Consider the following 16,466-nt stretch of genomic DNA (forward strand, 5'->3'; position numbering starts at 1 on the left):
TGTTGAACAATCCGGGTTTTGTAGGCGTGTTTTTGCCTGTTTGGTTGGGGCGTTGTGGGCTGATTAGCCATGTATAGTTGCGGTGCATAAACTTGGGGGCAGAACAACGAAGGGTTTCATGTTCCACCGGTTGGGTGGTGCGTGATGGAAGGTATAAGGATTGTGACAACGATGATGAACAGCATTGCACGGAAGGTATGCGTAGCAGCGTGTGTGTTGGCCGTTGCGGCTAATGGTGCACAGGTTGCTCACGCGGAGATGGCTGTTGCTGACTCGTCGGTCACAGTGACCGCTGACGGGCCGGGTGCGGTCTTTCACAACTCGGTAACACAGCCGGGTCGTATTTCGACGTTGAAGTTTACGGATGCCCGCTCCATTGCTGGCAGCCAGGAGTCCTCACTGTATGTGGACCTGCGTGCCGATGGTGCGTTGGTGGATTTAGAGGCTGGCCTTAACGTGGATACGCACCGTGATGGTAACACCCAGGTGGTCATCTACCGCGGTGAAGACCAGGGCGCTGGTGTGTCGGTCGAGCGTGAATACCGCTTTGATGGCAACCGTGTCGATGTCATTGTGCGGGTGACCAACAACAAGGATTCCTCGGCGTTTGTGCAGGCGGATCTGACGAATCAGATTAACTCCCAGGTCGGGCTTTCCGGCTCCTATGATGATGGGAAGTTTGTTGTTGCCCCGGCACAGCTTGGCTATGAGACTGCGGTGTCGTTCGATAATGCAACCTCGTCTGGTGTAGCCGATGCGTTCCAGCGCACCACGGCCGCCGGTGAGGTTGGGTTTGTGGATCCGGCAGGGGCCAGCTTCCAGCGTGGTCGTTGGTTTGAGCGCATTGATGCTGGCGCAACGTTGACTGCTGCCATGCACATGGAGGTTACAACCCAAGACAGTGCTGTTGATTCTGATGGTGACGGTCTGCCGGATGTCTGGGAGCGTGAAGGGGTTACCCTAAGCGACGGTACGGCCATGCCACTGAACGAGTGGGGTGCTGATCCAGAGCGACCGGATTTGTTCCTGCAGCTTAATTGGATGAATTCGCAGTGGCAGCAGGCCGGGTGCGATAAGGCGGGTGCGGATGCTGATGTGTGTGCGCAGCTGTCGACGGCAAGCTACCGGCCAAGTCGCGATATTTTGCAGCAGCTGGTGGACCGCTTCGATCAGTACGGGGTCAACCTGCACATTGATGCGGGTGATACGTACACCAACATTGTCAACTACCCGACTCGTCACGGTGGGCAGACTGAGCCGTATGCACCGTACTACTTTGAGGGCACGGTGCCTGGTATGAAGCTGGTCGAGAATATTGACACGATGCTGGGTGCTCGTGCGGCAGTCTTCCGCGTTGGTGTTATTGGCGATCAGATGCAGCGTGGCCACTGGGGTACCGGGTTGGCCCTGGTTGCGGATAACTCGTTTTATGTTGCCAAGCATGAGCGTATGCGCAGCGATGATCAGCTGCGTAACACGATCATGCACGAGCTGGGCCACACCTTGGGGTTGAATCATAATGGTTCGATGAAGTTCGCCAACGAGGTCCCGCAGTCGGATTACCTGCCGAACTACTACTCGGTGATGAACTACCTCTACCAGTTCACCCACTTTAACTACTCGGATGAAGAAGCCGTCTCCGGTGGCCCACTGCCGGAGGTGTGCAACCAGCCAGGCATGGACTGCTACAAAGGTGACTACCGTGTGCCAGCTGACTGGGACAACTTGATGATTAACACCGGCAAGATTGGTAAGGATTACAACTCCACGATCGGTGCTGCCGGTGGCAAGGTTGATGCCAAGGCATTGGCTGCCCAGCAGGAAGCGATGCAGGCGGCAGAAGATGCGCAGGGTTCTGTCAAGGTTGCTGTTGCTGATTCCCCGCAGCTTCACCGTGGTGAGAATACGGTGAGCTTGAAGGTTGCAAATCCTGGGTTGGATGCAGCCCGGATGCGCCTTGAGGTGATCTACCCGTCTGGGAAGGCCGAGCAGGTTGTCACGGTTGCTGGTCAAGGAGAGGCGACGGTGGAGTTGCCGGTGACGGTGGGTGTGGTCAAGACGTCGTCGTTGCCGTTGGATGTGCGTGTGGTCAATGAGGATGGTTCGCAGGCGTTTGCTGGCCGGTTTGATGTTGCCGCGGTCATGGATGCTGATGTTGATGGTGATGCGATGGCTGGTGCGCCGCGTAAACCGCAGCACAATGCGCAGACTGCGCCGACGACGACGGCGAAGGCTGGTAAGCATGAGTCCTCGCAGTTGACCACGCAGCGTCCAGCACCGAGTGCTGGTGATGTAAGTGGTGCGCCTGCTGGTGAGACGAATATTGCGGCGATTGTTGCTCCGATTGTGGTGCTGCTGCTGTTAATTGGTGGTGGTGTTGCCGCTGCGATGTCTGGTGGGCTGCACTTCTAGCCAGACTGTAGGCAGGGGTTGTGGGGCCTGTGGTGCCGGGAGTGTTCCTGGTGGCATGGGCCCTTTTCGTTGTGGTTGGGGGTTCAGGATAGTTCCCCGAAGATCGGAACTATTTTTCGGTGGCGTGAGGGGTTGTGGGGTGGCGCACCAGATTCCGGGTTTTGCTCTGGCTGGCAATGGGAATCCCCAGGTCGTGCTTCCTCGCGATGGGAATGTGGTGCCCAGTAAAGACACAGGCAGATAGTGCTGAAGCGCCCCATGGTTTGCGTGTGTCGCGTGTGAATAGTGTGACTGGTGTGCGCTAGAGTGTCGCGTATGTATGTAGCCCCTAGACTTCGCTCTGCAACCGCGGCTTTTGTAGCCGCGACGCTTGCCCTTGCGCTTACTGTTTTTGCACCTCAATCGTTGAGCTCCCACGCGGATGCTCAATCGATCCCTGGTCTGATCTCTGGCGTTGATGTGGCTGATCACCAGCGCCCTGGTGGTGCGCCAATCAACTGGAAGATGGCTGGAACGGTCGGTGGGCAGCACTTTGCGTTCGTCAAGGCGACTGAGGGAACGACGTACAAGAACTCGTTTTACGAAGAAGATGTCAAAGCTGCTGCAGATGCAGGTTTGAAGGTCGGTGCATATCACTATGCGCGACCGGGGATGGACCCTATTGCGCAGGCTCGCCACTTCGCAAACGTCATTAACGCTGGCCCTGCGCAGCAGCTGCCACCAGTTCTTGACCTTGAGGTCGATGAGGGGCTTGGTCCAACACAGCTCGCGGCGTGGACGCAGATCTTCCTCACTGAGTTGGAGCGTGCATCGGGCAAGCGGCCGATGCTCTATACCTACCGTTATTTCTGGTACGAGCGGATGAACAACACCAACGCGTTTACTAGCTACCCGCTGTGGCTTGCCGCATACCAGAACCAGCCGCCACGTCCGGTCGGTGGCTGGGACAAGTTGACGTTCTGGCAGCGTAGCGACTCCGGCCGGGTCGCTGGTATTCCGGCGACTGTCGATATGAACCTGTTCAACGGCACCGGTGCACAGTTCGGCGGTTTCGCCGCTGGCAATCTCGGTTCCGCAGGTGGCGTCCTTGAGACGTTCCAGGTGCCGGACTCCGATCAGCTTGAGGTACTGGAACAAAACAGCACGGCGCTGGTCGTCGCGATCCTCGCGTTGGCCGCCGGTGCCCTGGGTGCATCACAGGTTGCGTCGGAGGCTGCGAAATTCGGCTTTGATATTAAGGACGCGAACAACATCGCTGGCCTTGTCCAGCGCCTGGCTTCTCAGGGCGAACTGCCCGTGGATGACCTGCGTAACATGATGATTGGTGATTACCAGGTTGGTGACCTGCTGATCCTGTTGGATAACGCTGCGCACTAGACGTCGGTAGGCGCGTCGTAGCGAGGGCTCGTAGCAAGGCTACGGGCCCATTTTTCGTGCTTGAACTGCGCAGGCACGGCGCCTTTGAGCAGTTCACGGTTTAGCGAAGGGCTGGCCTCGATTGGTGTGTTTGCGCCGATAAGGACGATGTTGCCGTAGCGTCGACCTTTCAGCATTGGTGGGTCTGCGATAGCGGCAACGTGTGGCCACACTTCGAGCATGCCAGCCAGTTCTTCCTTCGCTTCTTTGAGATCCGCGTGGCTGCCGCAGTTTGCCACATACATTCCTGACGGGCTCAGTGATCTCCGAGCCTGCTCGAAGAACTCCACCGTGGTCAGGTTTCGTGGAGTGATCGCTGATGAAAAGACATCGCGAATGATGATGTCGCGGGTGTTGGGTTTGAAGCTATCGGTGACTTCGCGGGCGTCACCGACTCGTATTTTAACGACCGGTGAACGGGGGATATTGAAAAGTTCGCGGGCGAGCTCGGCAAGTGACATGTCAATTTCCACGACAGTGTTGCGCGAGCCGTTCCACTTGGACGCGAAGTAGCGGGGCAGTGTGCAGGCTGCCCCGCCCAGGTGCGTCAGGCGTGGTTTTGGCCAGCGGGGGACGTCGACAAGCTGTTGGTCGTTCAGAAAATCAGCGATCCACCTCATGTATTCGAAGTCCAGCCGTTCTGGGTCGCCGGGGACGATGTGGGAGCTCGGCACGCCGTTGACGAGGAGCACCATGGAGCCGTCCGGTTCGTGGAGAACCTCCGCAACGCCGGTATCGATTTCATGGAATTCACTTTTTGCTGCCATGCACAGTGACAGTACCTTACGCCCTCACGTCGACATGGCGCAGGTACACGACGGACGCAAGCCACGCTGTGACAGTAAGCAGCAGGGTGCTTGCGAGGACGCCGGACACCGCACTCCACTCGAGGACACCCGAGCCCGCGACTGCGTTACCGCCCATCCACAGCATCGTGGCCACGCCGACGGGAGGAAGCAGTAACTGCGCTACTGTGGCGCCGGCAGCAATTGCACCAAAAGCGACGAGGCTGGCCACCACGCCAAGGGCGACTGGCATGGCAAAGTTGCGGACCAGCATTGAAGCGAAGCTTTGCCACGCGGCCACTGCCATCGCAGGAACCACAGCGAGTAAGGACGATGCGAGTAGGGCCATCGGCGGCATGCCTGATAGGCCAGCGACCCAACCACCGATAGTGCTCAAGACGATGAACACGCACTGCATAATTGAGGTCATCGCGATGAGTACAGCAAGTTTTGCGGTGACCAGACTCGCCGCCGATCTGGACGAGGTAAGCAACGTGTTCCAGTTGCCGCCACGGTGCTCAACGCGCCACGTGGAGGACGCGAGAATCGAAATACCCGCCACCATGAACAGCATGCCGTAAAACAGCGTCGCCTGGGACCAATAGCTCGTCCACCCGGATTCCAAAGTCTCAGAGTTGGCGGCGTAGTTGCCAGCACCGAAGACGACGGAGACGAGTGGGATGGCGACGGCAACGATTGTGATGTAAGTGCGCCGAAGTTTACAAAACTCGTTAACGATCATGTCCATGATTAGATTTCTTTCCTGTCGAGTATTCGCGTTATTGCAACGAACCCTGTAGCGAGCAACACGACGTAGACACACCACGAAGCCCAACCTGGTTGAGTAGGAACTGCGCCTTCGTTAGCGAAGGTGTATGGGAGTAGGACTGCAAAATAGCCGAAGGGGTTCATCTCAGCGAGCCACACAGGGGAAAGCAGCGAGGTGATGCCGAGGAAGCCTCCCGCCACGCCAAATGCCAGCACTCCTACTTGCGATTCAGTGACCGCTGCGAGCACGAACATGGCGCTGGTGATCGCTAGGCTAGTGACAACGGCTGCAACTCCGTACACTGCCCAGGCTCCAGCTGTGCTTCCGCTAGGCAGCGGCGCACCCAGCAATACTGGTAGCGCGATGCACGCCGTGAACTCCATCAGCTTGAGCGTGACGATGAGAGGCGCCACTACTCGGAACTTTCGTCGCAGCAGCGAGCCCTTGCGGACGCCAGCAACCGCGTTGAGCAGCCACCCGCCACTTGCATGCTCGTTATCGACGGCGCGACTGGCAATGAGCGCCAATTGCAGTGGGGTGAGAAATGCGAGCGACATCGCAACCGCAATCAGTTGGCCCGACCATGCTGCCTCCGGGGCAGCGGTGAACGCGTCGATTTGGCCGTCTGAGAACAAGCTCATACAAGCGAACAGTACGATGCCCAGGGAGAGCACGCCGCCCAGTAGCGAGATGTGCGTACGACGCAGCTTCAAGAATTCGATGCTCATGCGCTAAGCCCCTTGCGTCCTGTCATCCCAATAAAAATTTCTTCCAGGCTGCGGTGCTTTCGCAGAACCTGGTAGATTGGGACTCCGTGATGGACGAGCTGCGCGCATGCAGTAGCAACGGCCTCCTCGGTAAGTCCGGGTAGTTCTACGCCCCCGGAAACGATGCGTGGTTGCAAGTCTCGTAGAACTTCGGTGGCAACGGCTGCCTGTGGGGTTTGGACGTAGACGTCGGGGAGGTGGGCGTCGAAAAGCTGCTGCTTCGAGCCTTGAAATATGAGCTTGCCTTGGTTGATAATGCTGAAGCTGGTGGCCATCTTCTCCATTTCGGAGAGCAAGTGACTTGAAACGAGGACAGTACGGCCTTCGTCGCGTGCGAGACTGATGATAAGCTCGCGGATTTCTTCGATACCTGCAGGGTCGAGGCCGTTGGTTGGTTCATCGAGGATGAGCAATTGAGGGTCGCGTACGAGCGCGATTGCGATGCCGAGGCGTTGCTTCATGCCGAGCGAATAGTTCTTGACCTGTTTGTCCATGTGCTTTTCCAAGCGAACAAGTCGTACCGCGCGCTGCGCGTTTGCAGAATCGGCTTTGAATAGACGCGTCACAATCTTCATGTTCTCCGCACCGGTGAGGTGCGGGTATGCCGCTGGCGACTCGATGAGTGAGCCGATGCTAGCGAGTACCTCGCCGCGTGTTGAGCGGGTCATCGGCTGCCCCAGCACGGTGATCTCCCCGGCAGTTGGTGTGGTCAGGCCGAGCAACATTTTCATTGTGGTTGATTTGCCGGAGCCGTTCGGCCCCAGGAGCCCGTGCACGGCGCCCTGCGGAACCTCAAGCGAAAGCTTGTCGACGACTGTGTGCGCACCGTAGACCTTCGTCAGGCCCTTCGTAGTAATGATTGGTGAGTTCATGGTGTTCACTATCGCCAAGTGAGGCTCCGAAAGCGTCGGAGCTTGGTACGATCTTGCAAGTCATACCGGGGGATGATGGTGGTTAGCCGTCGAGGAGATCGGAACGATCGACAAGGCCCGTGCGATAGGCGAAGAGCGCCGCATGCACGCGGTCGCGCGACTGGGTCTTGGACAAGATCCTCCCGACATGCGTCTTCACCGTTGGCATGGAAATGAACATGCGCTCAGAGATCTCCGAGTTTGACCAGCCGCGACCGATTGCGATGAGTACTTCGCGCTCGCGGGCAGTGAGCTCGCCAAGCGCCATGCGGTCAGTCGCAGAAATTGAAAGCTCCTCGTCGGCGTGTGCGGCTTGGCGCGTGCTGTGAGAGATCCGAGCAATGATGCGTTTGGTGGCGCGCGGAGAGATGACGGCATCGCCAGCAGCGACGGTACGGATGGCGTCGAGAAGTTCCTCGGGTTGTGTGTCCTTGAGCAAGAACCCACTGGCGCCGGCCCGCAGTGCGTCCACGACGTAATCCTCGTCATCGAACGTGGTGAGGATAATGACCTTGGTTTGCGGGAAACGGCTGGCGTACTCGGCTGTCGCGGCAATGCCGTCGAGGATGGGCATTTGCACATCCATCAGCACTACATCGACCGGGTGGGATGCCTGTTGCTCGAGTGCCTCAGCGCCGTTCGAGGCCAGCCAATCGACGCCCAAATCTGTCTGGGAGTCGATGACGAGCTGGATACCGTGGAGGAAGAGTGCCTGGTCGTCGACGATCCCTAAGCGAATTGTGCTCATGCATGCTCCAGCGTGTCGGGGTGTATCACTCCGGCGAGACCTTGCTCAACGTAGGGGATTCGCACTTGCGTGACCCACTCTGCACGCCCGTTGTTGGTGGGGGTGGGGCCTGCCTGCAAAGTTGCCCCGATAAGAGCGGCGCGCTCCCGCATCCCACGCAAGCCGTGGCCATTGACAAGGCTTGCTGCAGTGCCATCGAATCCATTGTTCACACGGATTACCACTTGTTTTTCCTCCCACGTCACATCAAGCAAAGCAGCGCCGTCGCCGTGTTTGAGCGCATTCGTGAGAGCCTCCTGGACCACGCGTCTGGCCGCAAGGGACGTAGCAAGTGGTAGCTGCTCTGGTGCAGATCCCGTTTGCGAGTAAGTGATATCCAGGCCGCCGAGTCGACTCGTACGAACCAGCTCTTCGAAATCTAGAGACACTGGTGAAGGTTCCACCGACCGCGACTCGGGCGCACGAAGTAGCGCGACCACTTCGCGCATTTGCGCCAGGGATTCCCGTCCGACCTCTCCGATTACTCGAAGGGCTTTGTCGCAGTCCCCGCCGTAGCGTCCGCCATCGGCCTGCGCAACAATCACAGTGAGCGAATGGGTAACCACGTCGTGGATCTCGCGGGCAAGGAACGCGCGTTGCTCAGACATAGCCTGTTGAAGCTCGATCCGTTGCTGCCGCAGCGCCTGCTCGAGCTCGCGGGTTGCGGCTTCTTCGGTCCGCCTGCGTAGCTCGCCGAAGAGTCCAGCCGCCACTAGCAACGTGGCGCTCCACGCGAGGTAGGGAAGCTGCTGCTCAAAGGGCATGCTCCGAGGCACGGGCGATACGAGTGAGAGTGCCACGAGGTCTCCTGTAACGAGCGCAATGGCAGCGAAGTCGCGAAGAACTGGGCGAACATTGCGACGGATGATGTAGGCAGTGAAGACCCCAACGACAATCACCGCTACCGTGAGGTTCGTGCTGAATGCACGCATCCCCAATAGGACGAATGCGGTGAGCACAGTTGCAGTTGGCCATCGCCAGCGGGAAAAAGGGGCGACGATAGCCCACAGCAGGAGAGGTACGACCGCCCATGCAGATCTCGTGGCACTCAGGACACCAAGCGAAGCACACACGCCGAGGACAAAAGCGATGCTTGCGTCACGCATGCGGATCGGCATGCGGGCAGTAAAGGGAGGCATATCCATAACCTAATCGACCTGCGCAGGGCTGTCGTCATGCCACGGTATGATTCGCCGGGCGCTTTCCTTCTCCTTCTACTCGCGGGTACACTTCCGCCACATGCGAGTTTTAGTGGCGATGAGTGGAGGCGTGGACAGCTCGGTGGCCGCAGCACGCCTTGTCCAGGCTGGCCACGACGTTGTGGGAGTGCATCTGGCGCTCTCACAGGACCCGCAGGCCACCAGAGAGTCGGCACGCGGGTGTTGCTCGCTGGAGGATTCTGCGGACGCTCGACGTGTGTGCGACAAACTCGGGATTCCATTTTATGTGTGGGACTTTTCCGATCGCTTTAAAGCCGAGGTTATTGATAATTTCGTGTGGTCGTACGAGCATGGTGAGACCCCGAATCCATGCCTGCGATGCAACGAGAAAATCAAGTTTGCGGCCCTGCTCGAACGCGCAATTGCACTTGGTTTCGACGCCATTGCAACCGGGCATTACGCAACTATCGACGAAGACGGGAACCTGCGGCGCTCGGTGGACCCGCTGAAAGACCAGTCTTATGTGTTGGGAGTGCTGACGCGTGATGAGCTTGACAAGTGCATCTTCCCAGTCGGCGATACGGAAAAACCTCAGATTCGTGAGGAGGCGGCAGCGTTCGGGTTCGCTACCGCGCAGAAGCCGGACTCCTACGATATTTGCTTTATCCCGGACGGCAACACCCAGGCATTTTTGGGTAGGTCCATCGGTATGCGCCCAGGAATCGTGCGCGATCAGGACGGCACCGAGCTCAAAGAGCACGACGGCGCGTTCCAGTACACCATCGGACAGCGCCGTGGACTCAACCTTCGCGTGCCAGCCCAGGACGGAAAGCCGCGCTACGTCACCGATGTCGACGCCACCACGGGCACGGTTACTGTCGGCCCCCGCGAGGCGCTCAAAGTCTGGCAGATCGACGCAGACCGCCTGAAAGTATTGCATCCGGCGATGCAAGGTGAGTTCGCGGCCAATGTACAGATCCGTGCGCACGGCGGGGTCGTCGCCTGCCACGCACGCGTTGAGGGCGACAGCATGCATCTCGAGTTGGAGACGCCCCTGGAGGGAGTCGCGCGAGGGCAGGCTGCCGTGTTGTACTTGCCTGACCCGGACGGGCGCGGTGACGTGGTGCTGGGGTCCGGCACGATTTGTGGGACTTCGAGCGTGCAACCATGACGGCGTTCGGCCTCGGGGAGTTGCCCGGCACAGACCTCGTCACTGCCGCGGACGTTGTGCTTTCAGAATCACCGCTGCCACACATTCCACAGCTGCCAGAGCGTGGGATCGGGAGTGACCTGATTGGGCGAACGGCCGCGCTGCTCGACATTCCCATCGACCGCGGCCCGCGCGGATGGCGCGTTGGCACCCAGCACCGGGCGGTGCGTGACCAGATGGATCGCGACCTGGATGTCCTGGAATCGCTGTGGGCCGGCAAGCTCGATGCGATCAAAGTCCAGGTTGTCGGTCCTTGGACACTTGCAGCAGAAATTGAGATGCGCAATGGACACCGCATGATCACGGACACTGGTGCGCTGCGGGATGTGACCGAGGCGCTTGCACAGGCTATTGACGATCATCGAGAAGATGTGGGGCGTCGATTAGCTCCGACAGTGCTGCAAATCGACGAGCCAAGCCTCGACGCCGTGATGAGAGGCTCACTGCGTGGTGCGACTGATGCCGAACGCATCCCGGCATACCCAGAACCGGAGGAGCGCCTCGCAGGCTTTGGTAAGTACCTACTCCACGCGCCAATGATGATCAACGTCCCTTGGCAGACCGTAGACCTTGCGGACCTACAATCAACCGCCGAAAAAGACCGCTTTGCGCAACTGCTCGATCGCGGCAGCCGCTTCGCGCTTGCACCCATGCGGCCAAGGGATGTGTGGAACGTGCTCGACGAACTCCAAACCGACCCTGAGGCCTGCAGCTTCGACGTGTGGGCACGACCCGCGGATACGTTGAAACAGGCCGCTGCGAACTACCGTGAAGCCGCTGAAATGGCGGAAGGGCTGCGCTAACTCGCATCCCCGATCATCGGCCACGACGTCGTGAGGTTTGAGACATCACGCCCCTTCGACTCGAAGAACTCCCGCAACTCTGTTTGGAGTTTGTAGTACTCCACGGCCTGAAACTCCATCAACTCGTCCGTGCTCATCTGGGCGAGTTCAGGGTAGGTGGAGCGGACCTGCTTCCACGCAAGGCGCGCAGCGGCGGTCGCATCAGCCGTCGCATCGTGAGCGTTGTCGAGCTTCACTCCGTACAGCTCGCACAGAGCGCCGAGGTTGCGTTTCCCCTTCCTGTAGCGGTCCTTCGCCCGGTCGATGACGAGAGGGTCGAAAACCGGGCCGGTTACAGTGAAGTCTCCGGTGAGCTGTCGCAGCACAGAAAGGTCATACGGCGCGTTAAAAACGATGAGAGTGAGGCCGTCCTCCCAACCGCGCTTAATCATGTCAACTGTTTCTTGCAAGACCTCATCGTGCGGGCGGCCGTGCGCGCGGGCGTACTCCGTGGTGATGCCGTGGACCGCGGCAGCCTCTGCGGGGATCTCAACCCCTGGGTCCGCGAGCGCCTCGTGCGCGTTCGCCTGCGCACCGTCGATCGTGACAAGGGAGGACGTCACAATACGAGCAGTGCGTGGGTTCACAGAAGTCGTCTCGAGGTCGAAGGACATCATGCGGGATGCGTCGAAGAAAGCCATGCACATTACCTTACTAACCGTGTCGGACAGAGACGCTAGACTTGCACGTTATGAACGAAAATGTGAACGAATTGCCTGCTAATGACGTCGATGTGCGTCGACTCTGGGATGAGATTGCCAGCCAAGTTCGTCACCATCGGGATCTGTACTACAACAGCCAACCCGTTATTAGTGACGCCGAGTTTGATGAGCTTTTCCAGCGCTTGGTGCGACTTGAGGAAGAGCACCCCGAGCTCGCTGTTCCGGACTCACCGACGATGCAGGTCGGTGCGCCGACCGGCGGTGCGTTCGACGATGTCGAGCACCTCGAGCGGATGATGAGCCTAGATAATGTTTTCTCGGAGGCAGAGCTACGAGACTGGCTGGCAAAGGCGCCGGGCCCGTATCTGACAGAGCTCAAGATCGACGGGCTTTCGATCGACCTCGTGTATGAAAACGGCGAGCTGGTTCGCGCTGCTACGCGTGGTGACGGGCGCGTGGGCGAGGACATTACGGCCAATGCAAAGGTCATTGAAGATATTCCGCACCAGCTGCAGGGCGATGCCCCGGCGCTAGTCGAGGTGCGAGGGGAAGTTTTTATCCGGCCCGAGGACTTCCCAGATCTCAACGCTGCTCGCATCGAAGAGGGCGGGAAACCGTTCGCGAATCCGCGCAACGCGGCTGCCGGAGGCTTGCGTCAAAAGGATCCCGAGGATGTGAAAAAGCGCAAACTGCGGATGATTTGCCACGGCATCGGTGCGCGCGAGGGGTTTGCCCCGAAGACCCAGCACGAAGCCTACGAGCAGATGGCAGCCTGGGGGCTGCCAGTGTCTGAATACACAAAGCGCGCAGCAACTGCTGATGCGGTGGTGGATGCCGTTCGCTATTGGGAACAGCACCGCCACGACGCGATCCACGAGATGGATGGGCTCGTTGTAAAAGTCGATGCGGTTGAGGAACAGCGCCAACTAGGAGCGACGTCGCGGGCGCCACGGTGGGCGATCGCGTACAAGTACCCGCCGGAGGAGGTCACGACGAAACTGCTCGATATTGAGGTTTCCGTTGGGCGAACTGGCCGAGTAACACCGTACGCGGTAATGGAGCCGGTTTTCGTGTCTGGTACGACTGTCGCCATGGCGACGTTGCACAATCCGACCGAGGTCCGCCGCAAGGGCGTCCTCATTGGTGACACGGTCGTAGTGCGTAAAGCTGGCGAGATTATCCCTGAGGTGTTGGGTCCCGTCGCAGATCTTCGCACTGGAGAGGAGCGGGAGTTCGTGTTCCCCGCGGAGTGCCCAAGTTGCGGGGCAACGTTGGCGCCTGCGAAGGAAGGGGATGCGGACTGGCGCTGCCCGAATACGCGTTCATGCCCGGCCCAGCTGGCGCAACGTCTGAAGTACCTCGCCAGTCGCGGCGCCTTTGACATTGAGGCGCTGGGCGAAAAGGGCGCGCAGGACATGATTGACACTGGTGTGATCCAAGACGAGGGCGACCTGTTTGATCTCACAGAGGAAGACCTCAAGAAGTCACAGGTCTACACCACGAAGAAAGGTGCGGTAAATGCCTCTGGCCGCAAGCTACTGGAGAACCTCGACACTGCGAAAAATGCCGATTTCTGGAGAGTCCTCGTCGCGCTTTCGATTCGACACGTCGGTCCGACCGCAGCTCGTGCGCTCGCCTCCCGTTACGGCAACATGGAAGCGCTTGTCGACGCCCCACTGGAGGACCTTGCGCAAACAGACGGAGTAGGCGCCATCATTGCGGAATCGTTCCAAGAGTGGTTCCGCGTTGACTGGCACCGTGAGATCGTCGAAAAGTGGACAGCTGCTGGCGTGACGATGGAAGTTGATGCCGCCGACGTTGCTCCGCAAACCCTTGAGGGGATCACCGTGGTGGTGACGGGCACGCTCGAGGAATACACGCGTGATGGCGCGAAAGAGGCGATCGTGTCGCGTGGTGGTAAGGCATCGGGGTCTGTGTCAAAGAAGACGGACTTTGTGGTCGTCGGCGAAAATGCCGGTTCAAAAGAGCAAAAGGCGCGTGAGCTCGGCCTCAGGATTCTCAACGAGGAAGAGTTCACGCGCCTGCTCGAACAGGGGCCAGAAGGAGTTGAAGACTAGGAAATTATCGAACCGATGATGGTTCCCAAGTCTCCGATCTGAGCTACCTCTGATGCAAGGAAATCAGGGCCGCCGATGCGACCGACAACGAGAATGTACTCGGAGGCGCCGAGGGGAGTGATGGCAAGCGCGGTATCGAGTTGCCACCACGACTCTGGTGTCCACGCGTCGTTGTCCGGAACGAGCACCCGCGCATGCTCGAGCGGTGGCATGATTGGGTGGGATTGGTCATCTTCTGGTGCAGCCTGGGAGGCGCACAGGCGGTCGAGTCCTTCGGGGGTGTGCTTCAGCACCACGGCCCAGGAAGAGGTCATTGCCTGGGGGATCATCACGGTTAACTCGTCGAGTGCCTGCTTCGGATTGTTTGCAAGCTCGGCGATTTTCGCCAGCATCCGGATGTGCCCACTGCGGTCAACGCGCCCAGTGAACGGGCGGATCGAATCAACTTCAACGCCGTCGATGGCTGAAGCTGCTGTAATGAGTGCGTCGACCATCGTTCCGGTGGGCAAGCTGACAACAATGTCGTCAGTGACGGTACCGCTTGGATCAGTCTCGACGATGTCGACGGACTGAATATTTGCGTCGATTACGCCGAAGGCTTCCGCGAGTTCGCCAAGACTGCCGGGTAGGTCGGGCAAGGTCACTCGTACGAGGTAAGACATAGGCTCTTTTATAGCACTGCATACGGACAGCATGCTGCCAATTACATGAATATATGCATGCAATTGTAAAAATGAGGCGAAAAGGGATGGGGCGATGGTGTGGTGTTGCCTAGTGCGATGCGGGTTCTGGGGATAACGTAGAATGAACACGTTTTAGTGGCTAACCTACGGTAAAGATTGGACTTCACATTGGCTGAGATTTCACGCGATGAGGTCTCCCGCATCGCACGCCTCGCGCGAATTGCGTTGCAGGAGGATGAGCTTGACCAGATCGCCCAGCAGCTCGACACCATTGTTGACGCTGTTTCGAAGGTGCAACAGGTCGACACTGATGGGGTGGAGCCGATGAGCCACCCCCACTCGATTGACGCTGGCATGAGGCCGGACGTCGAGAAGAAGACGTTGACGCAGGCGCAGGCCCTTGACCAGGCCCCTGAAGTTGATGAAGAGCGCTTCGTAGTTCCACAAGATCCTTGGAGAAAGTGAGTAGGCATGACTGAGTACACGCTTCCATCTGAAGGCATTGTGTCGCTTCCAGCTCACGTGCTTGCACAGAAAATCCAATCCGGCGAGCTGACGTCGCGCGAGGTTACCCAGGCATTCCTGGACCGCATTGCGGAGACTGATAACGAGCTCGGGGCATTCCTACATGTCGGCGCCGAGGAGGCTCTCGCTGCGGCAGACGAGGTGGATGCCCAGGTCGCTGCTGGTAAGCCACCGGCTTCAAAGCTGGCTGGTGTACCTCTGGCACTGAAGGATTTGCTGGTGACGACGGATGCTCCGACCACCGCTGCATCGAAGATGCTTGAGGGATACCGCAGCCCGTACGATGCTACGGTAGTCCGCAAGTTGCGCGAGGCCGGTATCCCAATTCTGGGCAAGACGAACCTCGACGAGTTTGCGATGGGTTCCTCCACTGAGAACTCCGCCTATCAGGTCACCCGTAACCCGCATGACCTCGAGCGTGTTCCGGGTGGATCTGGCGGTGGTACCGCTGCTGCACTTGCCTCTGGCCAGGCACCAATTGGTATTGGCACTGATACCGGTGGCTCTATTCGTCAGCCGGCATCGCTGACAGGCACCGTCGGTGTGAAGCCGACGTACGGCGGTGTTTCCCGCTACGGTGTGATCGCTTGTGCGTCGTCGCTGGATCAGGTTGGACCGTGTGCGAACAACGTCCTCGACACGGCGTTGCTGCACGAGATTATTGGCGGCCACGACGAGTTCGACGCCACAAGCGTTGACACTCCGGTACAGGAGCTCGCAGCTGCCGCTGAACAGGGCGCTTCGGGCGATCTGTCTGGCGTGAAGATCGGACGCGTGAAGCAGTTCTCGCGCCCAGGTACCCAGCCAGGCGTCACTGAGCGTATCGACGCCGCCTTTGCACAGTTCGAACGTCAGGGCGCAGAGATCGTCGAAGTGGACTGCCCGAGCTTCGACGACGTCATGGGCGCGTACTACATCATCCAGATGTCCGAGGTTTCGTCGAACCTCGCGCGTTTTGACGGTATGCGCTATGGCCTGCGCACGGGTGACGACGGCAAGCACTCTGCGGAAGAGGTTATGGCGTCGTCCCGTGGTGACGGCTTTGGTCCGGAGGTGAAGCGTCGCATCATCCTCGGCACGTATGCGTTGTCTGTTGGTTACTACGACGCCTACTACCTGCAGGCGCAGCGTGTGCGCACCCTCATCGCGCAGGATTTCCGTCGGGCGTTTGAGAAGGTGGATGTCATCGCTGGCCCTGCCGTTCCTCAGACTGCGTTCAAGATCGGGGAGAAAGTCGACGATCCGTTGGCAATGTACAACTTTGACCTCTTCACCTTGCCGTTGAACCTGGCAGGCCTCCCGGGCATGAGCGTACCTGCGGGGACGGCAAGCGATACTGGTCTTCCTGTTGGCCTGCAGATTATTGCTCCTGCTTTTGAAGATGAGCGCCTGTACCGTGTTGGTGCGGCGTTTGAGGCTGGACGCTAGCATTCTTATCTGGCATATCCACCACGACCCC

General features: G+C 59.0%; 14 protein-coding genes and 1 pseudogene. 7 read left to right on the forward strand and 8 right to left on the reverse strand.

The features are described 5' to 3' along the window. Window positions 1–171 precede the first annotated feature (171 nt). Together R0V12_RS11160 and R0V12_RS11165 are read left to right on the forward strand one after the other, a co-directional pair. Window positions 172–2,412 carry a hypothetical protein gene (locus R0V12_RS11160; RefSeq protein ID WP_320072497.1) on the forward strand — a complete coding sequence of 747 codons (2,241 nt, stop codon included), beginning with the start codon at window positions 172–174 and terminating at the stop codon, window positions 2,410–2,412. A gap of 315 nt (window positions 2,413–2,727) precedes the next feature. Continuing rightward, window positions 2,728–3,789 carry a glycoside hydrolase family 25 protein gene (locus R0V12_RS11165; protein WP_070479191.1) on the forward strand — a complete coding sequence of 354 codons (1,062 nt, stop codon included), beginning with the start codon at window positions 2,728–2,730 and terminating at the stop codon, window positions 3,787–3,789. Here the strand turns inward: R0V12_RS11165 and R0V12_RS11170 are convergent. The 6 genes from R0V12_RS11170 to R0V12_RS11195 all read right to left on the reverse strand — a co-directional run bounded on the left by R0V12_RS11170 (window position 3,786) and on the right by R0V12_RS11195 (window position 8,992). Beyond that, window positions 3,786–4,595, reverse strand: a complete 810-nt coding sequence (locus R0V12_RS11170) for a spermidine synthase (protein WP_320072629.1) — start codon at window positions 4,593–4,595, stop codon at window positions 3,786–3,788. The genes R0V12_RS11165 and R0V12_RS11170 overlap by 4 nt on opposite strands. Before the next feature lie 16 nt (window positions 4,596–4,611). After that, window positions 4,612–5,361, reverse strand: a complete 750-nt coding sequence (locus R0V12_RS11175; RefSeq protein ID WP_320072630.1) for an ABC transporter permease — start codon at window positions 5,359–5,361, stop codon at window positions 4,612–4,614. 2 nt (window positions 5,362–5,363) lie between these two features. Beyond that, a complete protein-coding gene (locus R0V12_RS11180; protein WP_070479188.1) occupies window positions 5,364–6,110 on the reverse strand; it encodes an ABC transporter permease in 747 nt (248 codons plus the stop codon). Beyond that, window positions 6,107–7,021 carry an ABC transporter ATP-binding protein gene (locus R0V12_RS11185; protein WP_252931495.1) on the reverse strand — a complete coding sequence of 305 codons (915 nt, stop codon included), beginning with the start codon at window positions 7,019–7,021 and terminating at the stop codon, window positions 6,107–6,109. Before R0V12_RS11185 ends, R0V12_RS11180 begins: the two co-directional genes overlap by 4 nt. Window positions 7,022–7,103: 82 nt before the next feature. Further along, complete coding sequence (locus tag R0V12_RS11190; protein ID WP_070362596.1) at window positions 7,104–7,808, reverse strand: response regulator; 705 nt, start codon at window positions 7,806–7,808, stop codon at window positions 7,104–7,106. Further along, window positions 7,805–8,992, reverse strand: coding sequence for a sensor histidine kinase (locus tag R0V12_RS11195; RefSeq protein WP_320072631.1), 1,188 nt, complete (start codon window positions 8,990–8,992; stop codon window positions 7,805–7,807). The genes R0V12_RS11190 and R0V12_RS11195 overlap by 4 nt, the downstream gene beginning before the upstream one ends. 94 nt (window positions 8,993–9,086) lie before the next feature. Between R0V12_RS11195 and mnmA the strand changes: the two genes are divergently transcribed. After that, window positions 9,087–10,178, forward strand: coding sequence for a tRNA 2-thiouridine(34) synthase MnmA (gene mnmA, locus R0V12_RS11200; protein ID WP_256060357.1), 1,092 nt, complete (start codon window positions 9,087–9,089; stop codon window positions 10,176–10,178). Continuing rightward, window positions 10,175–11,020, forward strand: coding sequence for a uroporphyrinogen decarboxylase/cobalamine-independent methonine synthase family protein (locus R0V12_RS11205; protein WP_070362593.1), 846 nt, complete (start codon window positions 10,175–10,177; stop codon window positions 11,018–11,020). The genes mnmA and R0V12_RS11205 overlap by 4 nt, the downstream gene beginning before the upstream one ends. Here the strand turns inward: R0V12_RS11205 and R0V12_RS11210 are convergent. Continuing rightward, the gene (locus R0V12_RS11210) at window positions 11,017–11,700 is read right to left on the reverse strand and encodes a 3'-5' exonuclease (protein WP_070363535.1); all 684 of its coding nucleotides are present in this window, start codon (window positions 11,698–11,700) and stop codon (window positions 11,017–11,019) included. The two genes, R0V12_RS11205 and R0V12_RS11210, sit on opposite strands and share 4 nt — an antisense overlap. A gap of 50 nt (window positions 11,701–11,750) precedes the next feature. On the opposite strand from R0V12_RS11210, the gene ligA reads away from it, so the two are divergent. Next, entirely contained in the window at window positions 11,751–13,799 is a 2,049-nt protein-coding gene (gene ligA, locus R0V12_RS11215; protein WP_070362592.1) for an NAD-dependent DNA ligase LigA, read from the forward strand. Here ligA and R0V12_RS11220 read toward each other — a convergent pair. Next, window positions 13,796–14,461, reverse strand: a complete 666-nt coding sequence (locus R0V12_RS11220) for an ACT domain-containing protein (protein ID WP_070362591.1) — start codon at window positions 14,459–14,461, stop codon at window positions 13,796–13,798. The genes ligA and R0V12_RS11220 overlap by 4 nt on opposite strands. A gap of 189 nt (window positions 14,462–14,650) precedes the next feature. Between R0V12_RS11220 and gatC the strand changes: the two are divergent. After that, window positions 14,651–14,951, forward strand: a pseudogene (gene gatC / locus R0V12_RS11225) (Asp-tRNA(Asn)/Glu-tRNA(Gln) amidotransferase subunit GatC). 2 nt (window positions 14,952–14,953) lie between these two features. Next, window positions 14,954–16,435 (forward strand): Asp-tRNA(Asn)/Glu-tRNA(Gln) amidotransferase subunit GatA, encoded by a 1,482-nt coding sequence (gatA, locus tag R0V12_RS11230; protein ID WP_070362589.1) that lies wholly within the window; start codon window positions 14,954–14,956, stop codon window positions 16,433–16,435. Window positions 16,436–16,466 lie beyond the last annotated feature (31 nt).

This window comes from Corynebacterium sp. UMB2355A (genome assembly GCF_033877495.1).
GTDB lineage: Bacteria > Actinomycetota > Actinomycetes > Mycobacteriales > Mycobacteriaceae > Corynebacterium > Corynebacterium pseudogenitalium.